General features: G+C 63.8%; 6 protein-coding genes. 5 read left to right on the forward strand and 1 reads right to left on the reverse strand.

From position 1 onward, the window contains the following. Positions 1–173: 173 nt before the first annotated feature. Positions 174–3,638 (forward strand): carbamoyl-phosphate synthase large subunit, encoded by a 3,465-nt coding sequence (carB, locus tag IVB32_RS06670; protein WP_085348771.1) that lies wholly within the window; start codon positions 174–176, stop codon positions 3,636–3,638. 211 nt (positions 3,639–3,849) lie between these two features. Beyond that, entirely contained in the window at positions 3,850–4,323 is a 474-nt protein-coding gene (gene greA / locus IVB32_RS06675) for a transcription elongation factor GreA (protein WP_007596674.1), read from the forward strand. Positions 4,324–4,440: 117 nt separating this feature from the next. On the opposite strand, the gene IVB32_RS06680 is transcribed toward greA, so the two are convergent. After that, on the reverse strand, positions 4,441–4,920 hold the full coding sequence (locus tag IVB32_RS06680) for an Lrp/AsnC family transcriptional regulator (RefSeq protein ID WP_007596676.1): 480 nt from the start codon (positions 4,918–4,920) through the stop codon (positions 4,441–4,443). 264 nt (positions 4,921–5,184) lie between these two features. On the opposite strand from IVB32_RS06680, the gene trxB reads away from it, so the two are divergent. The 3 genes from trxB to IVB32_RS06695 form a co-directional block, all read left to right on the forward strand. Further along, positions 5,185–6,150 carry a thioredoxin-disulfide reductase gene (gene trxB / locus IVB32_RS06685; protein WP_247296188.1) on the forward strand — a complete coding sequence of 322 codons (966 nt, stop codon included), beginning with the start codon at positions 5,185–5,187 and terminating at the stop codon, positions 6,148–6,150. Positions 6,151–6,155: 5 nt separating this feature from the next. Then, a complete protein-coding gene (locus IVB32_RS06690; RefSeq protein WP_007614700.1) occupies positions 6,156–7,079 on the forward strand; it encodes a LysR family transcriptional regulator in 924 nt (307 codons plus the stop codon). A 462-nt stretch (positions 7,080–7,541) separates the two neighbouring features. Next, the coding region (locus IVB32_RS06695) for a dihydrodipicolinate synthase family protein (protein WP_247410028.1) at positions 7,542–8,054 on the forward strand (513 nt) is incomplete at its 3' end.

An 8,054-nucleotide genomic window follows, 5' to 3' on the forward strand; every position in this document is an offset into this window, starting at 1 on the left:
GCCAAAACCGGTCAAAATTGCCGGTTGATGGGCGTTTTTCGGGGTTTCGCCGCCCGGAAAACTGGTCTAAGACCCACCCCGCGCGCGAGGGGGGACCACCGCGCTCTCGGCCAAAGGGACGCGCAGCAGGCGCGCCCTTTTTTTGTGCCCAAATTCCACTTCGGCGAGAGTTGATGCCCAAACGTACAGACATCACCACCATCCTGATCATCGGCGCCGGTCCCATCGTGATCGGCCAGGCCTGCGAGTTCGACTATTCGGGCACCCAGGCGGTGAAGACGCTGAAGGAAGAGGGCTATCGCATCGTCCTCGTCAATTCCAATCCGGCCACCATCATGACCGATCCGGAATTGGCTGATGCGACCTATATCGAGCCGATCACGCCAGAGATCGTCGCGAAAATCATCGAGAAGGAACGTCACGTCATTCCCGGCGGCTTCGCGCTGCTGCCGACCATGGGCGGACAGACCGCGCTGAACTGCGCGCTGTCGCTGCGCCAGCAAGGCACGCTCGACAAGTTCGACGTCGAGATGATCGGGGCCACCGCGGACGCGATCGACAAGGCCGAGGACCGCCAGCTGTTCCGCGAGGCCATGACCAAGATCGGGCTCGAGACGCCTAAGTCGCGGCTCGCCAACGCCTCCGCCCTGAAGAAGTCGTTCCGCGACAAGTACCAGGCCGAACGCGCCAAGGCATCGGGCGCTGCACTCGAAGAACTCGAGCGGCAATGGACACTCGGCGAAAGCGACCGCCGCAAGCGCTACCAGGAATATGCGCTTGGCCAGGCGCTGATGGCGCTGTCCGAGATCGGCCTGCCCGCGATCATCCGCCCCTCCTTCACCATGGGCGGCACCGGCGGTGGCATTGCCTACAACAAGGAAGAGTTCCTCGACATCATCGAGCGCGGCCTGGATGCGTCTCCCACCAACGAAGTGCTGATCGAAGAATCCGTGCTCGGCTGGAAAGAGTACGAGATGGAGGTGGTGCGCGACAAGAACGACAATTGCATCATCGTCTGCTCGATCGAGAACCTCGATCCGATGGGCGTTCACACCGGCGATTCCATCACGGTGGCGCCGGCGCTGACGCTGACCGACAAGGAATACCAGATCATGCGCGACGCCTCGCTGGCGGTGCTGCGCGAGATCGGCGTCGAGACCGGCGGCTCCAACGTGCAGTTCGGCGTCAATCCCGAAGACGGCCGCATGGTCGTCATCGAGATGAACCCGCGCGTGTCGCGTTCCTCCGCCCTGGCTTCGAAAGCCACCGGCTTTCCGATCGCAAAGGTCGCCGCCAAGCTTGCGGTCGGCTACACGCTCGACGAAATCGCCAACGACATCACCGGCGGCGCCACGCCGGCCTCGTTCGAGCCGACGATCGACTATGTCGTCACCAAGGTGCCGCGTTTCGCTTTCGAGAAATTCCCCGGTGCCTCCACCACGCTGACTACGTCGATGAAGTCGGTCGGCGAAGTCATGGCGATCGGCCGCACCTTCCAGGAAAGCCTTCAGAAAGCATTGCGCGGGCTCGAGACCGGCCTCACCGGCCTCGACGAGATCGAGATCGAAGGTCTCGGTCGCGACGACGATAAGAATGCGATCCGCGCTGCGCTGGGCACGCCGACACCGAACCGGCTGCTCCAGGTCGGGCAGGCGATGCGGCTCGGCTGGTCGGACGAGGAGATCTTCAATTCCTGCAAGATCGATCCGTGGTTCCTCAGCGAGATGCGCGGCATCGTCGAGATGGAAGCGAAGGTCCGCAAGAACGGCCTGCCGGGCAACGCCTTCGGCATGCGCACGCTCAAGGCCATGGGCTTCTCCGATGCCCGGCTCGCGGTGATCGCAGAGACGACGGAGGCCGAGGTCACGGCGAAGCGACACGCGCTCGGCGTTCGCCCGGTCTACAAGCGCATCGACACCTGCGCGGCCGAGTTCGCTTCGCCCACCGCCTACATGTACTCGACCTATGAGGCGCCGTTCGCGGGCGCGCCTGCGGACGAGAGCTCGCCGTCCGACAAGAAGAAGGTCATCATCCTCGGCGGCGGACCGAACCGCATCGGCCAGGGCATCGAGTTCGACTATTGCTGCTGTCACGCCTGCTTCGCGCTGCACGACGCCGGCTACGAATCCATCATGGTGAACTGCAACCCGGAGACGGTGTCGACCGACTACGACACCGCCGACCGGCTCTATTTCGAGCCGCTCACCGCCGAGGACGTGCTGGAGATCATCGCGAAGGAACGCACGAACGGCACGCTGCACGGCGTGATCGTGCAGTTCGGCGGCCAGACCCCGCTCAAGCTCGCGCGCGCGCTGGAAGCCGCCGAAGTGCCGATCCTCGGCACCTCGCCCGACGCCATCGACCTTGCGGAAGACCGCGACCGCTTCAAGCGGGTGCTCGACAAGCTGCGGCTGAAGCAGCCCAAGAACGGCATCGCCTATTCGGTCGAGCAAGCGCGCCTGGTCGCAACCGATCTCGGGCTGCCCCTGGTGGTGCGCCCGTCCTACGTGCTCGGCGGCCGCGCGATGCAAATCATCCGCGAGGAAAACCAGCTCAGTGATTACCTGCTCGGCACGCTGCCGGAGCTGGTGCCGGGCGACGTCAAGGCGCGCTACCCGAACGACAAGACCGGCCAGATCAACACCGTGCTCGGCAAGAACCCACTGCTGTTCGACCGCTATCTGTCCGATGCGACCGAGATCGACGTCGACTGCCTCTGCGACGGCAAGGACACCTTCATCGTCGGCATCATGGAGCACATCGAGGAAGCCGGCATCCATTCCGGCGACAGCGCCTGCTCGCTGCCGCCGCACTCGCTGGACGACAAGATGATCGAGGAGCTGGAGCGGCAGACCCGCGAGCTGGCCCTCGGCCTCGACGTCGTCGGCCTGATGAATGTGCAATACGCCATCAAGGACGGCGAGATCTACGTGCTCGAAGTCAATCCGCGGGCCTCGCGCACGGTGCCCTTTGTCGCCAAGGTGGTCGGTACGCCGGTGGCGAAGATCGCGGCGCGCATCATGGCCGGCGAGAAGCTCGCCGATTTCAACCTGAAGAAGGCGAACCTCGATCATGTCGGCGTGAAGGAATCGGTGTTTCCGTTCGCCCGCTTCCCCGGGGTCGATACCGTGCTCGGCCCCGAGATGCGCTCGACCGGCGAGGTCATGGGCATCGACCGCTCCTTTGCGGTGGCGTTCGCCAAGAGCCAGCTCGGCGGCGGCACGCGGGTGCCGCGCAAGGGCACGGTGTTCGTTTCGGTTCGCGAGAGCGACAAGACGCGCATCACCGAGGCCGTTCGCGAGCTGCATTCGCTCGGCTTCAAGGTGCTGGCGACGTCGGGCACGGCCCGCTTCCTGACCGACCAGGGGATCCCGACCGAGAAGGTGAACAAGGTGCTGGAGGGCCGGCCGCACATCGTCGATGCCATCACCAATGGCGACGTCCAGCTCGTCTTCAACACCACCGAAGGCCCGCAGGCGCTCGCCGACAGCCGTTCTCTGCGGCGCGCGGCCCTCTTGCATAAAGTGCCGTATTACACCACTCTTTCCGGGGCCGTGGCGGCCGCGCAGGGCATCCGCGCCTATCTGGGCGGGGACCTTGAGGTTCGGACCCTGCAGAGCTACTTTTCGGAAACCTGATCGCGAGCGGAAGGCCCAACCTTCTGTTAGTGATTGGCGGTGAAGCCACTATGGCCGGAGGAACTGTCCGGCCATATGGTTGTTCTGTTCCGGTGCCAAGCCCATATGAACGTTCGGCGGCACGCGCGTTGAGCCCCCGGACAGACTGACGAATCAAGTTGCGTGCGCGCTGACTTTTCAGGGCGCGCGCGACCGAAGGACGAGAGAAGAGATGGAAAAGGTACCGATGACAGCGGGCGGCTTTGCCGCGCTCGGGGAAGAACTGAAGAAGCGCCAGTCGGAGGACCGTCCGCGGATCATCGAGCATATCGCCGAGGCGCGCTCGCACGGAGACCTTTCGGAGAACGCGGAATACCACGCCGCGAAGGAAGAGCAGTCCCACAATGAAGGCCGCATCGCCGAGCTCGAGGACAAGCTGGCGCGCGCCGACATCATCGACATCTCGAAGCTGTCCGGCGACACCATCAAGTTCGGCGCGACCGTGACACTGGTCGACGAGGACACCGAAAAGAAGACGGTGTGGCAGATCGTCGGCGAGGTCGAGGCCGACGCCAAGAAGGGCCGCATCTCCATCACCTCGCCGCTCGCGCGCGCGCTGATCGGCAAGAAGAAGGGCTCAACCGTCGAGGTCAACGCACCCGGCGGCGCCAAGGCTTATGAGATCACCAAGGTGGAGTGGCGGTAACGATTTGCCGTCGCGCGTGATTTGAAAAGGCCGCGCGATGCGCGGCCTTTTTATATCTAGTGTTGCCGAGGGGGTGCGGCTTACTCCACCTCGCTCCGCCTGCGGGGAGAGGACGAACTACCTTCTTCCTCTCACGTCGAGCGGCACGGCCGCCTCGTATTTCGAATTGTGCAGCACCAGCGAGGTCCGCACGTTGCGGACGTGCGGGGCGGCGGTCAGGTGGGTGACGAAATCCTGGAAGGTGGCCATGTCGGGTGCGACGCATTTCAGGATGAAATCGACTTCGCCCGACAGCATCCAGCACTCGCGCACCAGCGGCTCGGCGCGGACGAACTCCTCGAAGGCGCGCAAATCGGCCTCCGCCTGGCTGGAGAGGTGCACTGCGGCAAACACCGTGACGTCGAAGCCGAGCTTGCGTGCATCCAGAAGCCCGCGATAGCCGTGGATATACCCCTCCTCCTCCAGCGCCCGCACGCGGCGCAGGCAGGGCGGGGGCGAAATGCCGACGCGCTTGGCCAGCTCGACATTCGTGATTCGACCGTCGGCCTGAATCTCGGTGAGAATCTTCAGGTCGATCTCGTCTAGGTTCCGCGACACGTGATTGGAACTCCTGGTCTTGCGGCGGTATCGGTGGCTTTGTCGCAATCCTCATAGCCCAGACCGCACGACCGGCGCAATTTTATTGCGCGTGCAGCGCAATCGACTTTTGTTCCCTGTTGGAAAAATCCGCCGATAGGGAATGCAATTCTTGCATAGCTCACCAGAAGGCTTAGATTACCTCTGATATTTCAGCGCCTCCGCGAGGCCTCCCGGCACGTTCCGCGCCCGCGCTGCAGTCCCCCGTGAAAGGCATCTGTCGAAATGTCCGCCGCTGTCCATGCAAAGGTCGTCATCATCGGCTCCGGCCCCGCAGGCTACACGGCGGCGATCTACGCCGCGCGCGCGATGCTCGAGCCGATCCTGATCCAGGGCATCCAGGCAGGCGGCCAGCTCACCATCACCACCGAGGTCGAGAACTATCCCGGCTTCGCCGACGTGATCCAGGGCCCCTGGCTGATGGAGCAGATGGAGAAGCAGGCGCTGCATGTGGGCACCCAGATCAAGACCGATCTGGTGACGAAGCTCGACACCTCGCAGCGACCCTTTCGCCTCACCTGCGATAGCGGTGACGTCTATCTCGCCGACACCGTGATCCTCGCCACCGGCGCCCAGGCGCGCTGGCTCGGGCTGCCGTCCGAAGCGAAATTCCAGGGCGGCGGCGTGTCGGCCTGTGCCACCTGTGACGGCTTCTTCTACCGCAACAAGCAAGTCGTGGTGGTCGGCGGCGGCAATACCGCGGTCGAAGAAGCCCTGTATCTCACCAACCATGCCTCGCAGGTCACCATCGTGCATCGTCGCGATCACTTCCGCGCCGAACGCATCCTGCAGGAGCGTCTGTTCAAGCACCCGAAGATCAAGGTGGTCTGGGACTCAGCCGTCGACGAGATCTGCGGCACCGAGAACCCGAACAAGGTCACCCATGTGCGACTCAAGAACGTCAAGTCCGGCGCGTTGACCGATGTGCCGACCGACGGCGTCTTCATCGCCATCGGGCATGCCCCGGCGACCGAGCTCGTGGCTGGGCAGGTCAAGCTGAAACCGTCGGGCTATGTCGAGGTCGCCCCGAACTCGACCGCGACCTCGGTCCCCGGCCTGTTCGCCGCCGGCGACGTCGCCGACGAGACCTATCGTCAAGCGGTCACGGCGGCCGGCCTCGGCTGCATGGCGGCGCTCGAGGCGGAACGATTTTTGGCCCTGCGCGCCAGCGAGCGCGCGGCAGCGGAATAGACATCATGGCAAGAACACGCGACGGATTTACGGATATGGACTGGGACAAGCTGAAGGTGTTTCACGCCGCGGCGGAAGCGGGCAGCTTCACGCACGCGGGCGAGCAGCTCGGCCTGTCGCAATCGGCGGTGTCACGCCAGGTCTCGGCACTGGAGCAGGAGCTCTCGGTCTCGCTGTTCCACCGCCACGCCCGCGGCCTGATCCTCACCGAACAGGGCGACCTCCTGTTCCGCACCGCCCATGACGTCTTCATGCAGCTGCAGGCGGCGCGCGCGAAACTGACCGACAGCCGCGAGCGGCCGAGCGGCGATCTCAAGATCACCACCACGCCCGGCGTCGGCATCAACTGGCTGATCCCCAGGCTCGGCGAATTCACCGCGCTCTATCCGGAAATCCGGATCTCGCTGATCGTCACCGACGAGGAGCTCGACCTGTCGATGCGGGAGGCCGACGTCGCGATCCGCACCCGCAAGCCGACGCAGCCGGATCTCATTCAGCGCAAGCTGTTCGCGATGGGCTTCCACGCCTATTGCTCGCCTGATTACATCAAGCGCTTCGGCACGCCGCGCACGCTGGAGGAGCTCGACTCCCACCGCATCATCACGCTCTCTGACGGCAACTTCGCCCCGCATCTTCAGAACCGCAACTGGCTGGTCGAAGCGGGGCGCAACGGCTCGGGTCCGCGCGAAGCCTATTTCAGGGTCAACAACATTCTCGGCCTCGTCCGCGCCTGTCAGCAGGGCCTCGGCATCGCGGCGCTGCCGGACTATCTGATCGAAGAACAGAGCCGCCTCGTGCAGCTGTTCGGCGAATCGGATTCGATCCAGCTCGATACGTATTTTGTTTATCCGGAAGAGCTGAAGACGGTCGCGCGCGTGCAAGTGTTCCGCGACTTCGTGGTGAGCAAAGCGCAGCGCTGGCCGTCCTGATTTCCGCATGTCTGACATGCGGCTTGGGCGCTTGATGCATGGCGCGAGGCTAGCCCATAATGTTTCTACGCTGAGCCTTCGCGTTGCGCATTTGTCCCCCTCCTCCAGTGGCGCGGGAGTTCAGTAATCCCTCTTGGAAGGTGATTGTGTCGGCCTCACGTGGCCAATACCTTAAGCCGGGCTCGATCGAGCCCGGCTTTTTTTTGGCAAATCCGGCCATCGCCCTCCGCGTGTATTGACAGTTCCATGCTTACCCCGCATCATTTGCGAATGATCACGAAGTCGTGCGCAATCTCCTCGCAGGCAGTCGCCTCGAAAAAAGGCCCCCATCTGGGGACCTCGGATTTTTGCGCGCGCTAACAGCCTTCGTCATCGCGAGCCGAAACTTCGAAAACCCCGCCGCCTGGACGGGGTTTTTTCATGTGCCCCGTCTCAGGATTTTTCCCGAGAAGGAGATGGAACATGACCGGACTACAGGAACAATTGCACGGGCTCTGGCTGCCGCTGATAACGCCGTTTCGCGACGGCGCTCTCGACGAGAGGTCGCTGCGCCGGCTGACACGGCATTACAGCGGGCAGGCCGTCGACGGCTTCATCCTGGGGGCGACCTCCGGTGAAGGCATGACGCTGCGCGAAGCCGAACTCGAACGCCTCGTCGCCATCGTGCGCGACGAGCTGACCACCGCCCACAGCAAGCTTCCGATCTGCCTCGGACTTTCAGGCGCGGACACCTCGCGGCTGAAGGAGCGTCTCGACGAGACCGCGGACTGGCCGATCGACGGTTATCTGATCGCGAGCCCGTATTATGTGCGGCCGTCGCAGCGGGGGCTGCTGGCGCATTTCGAGGCGCTCGCCGATCACGCCGCCTGGCCGTTCGCGCTCTACAACATTCCCTATCGCACCTCGGTCAACATCACCAACCAGACGCTGCTGCGGCTCGCCGGGCATCCGAGCATCATCGGCCTGAAGGATTGC

Origin of the sequence: Bradyrhizobium sp. 23 (genome assembly GCF_023073295.1) — a bacterium.
GTDB classification, from domain to species: domain Bacteria; phylum Pseudomonadota; class Alphaproteobacteria; order Rhizobiales; family Xanthobacteraceae; genus Bradyrhizobium; species Bradyrhizobium canariense_D.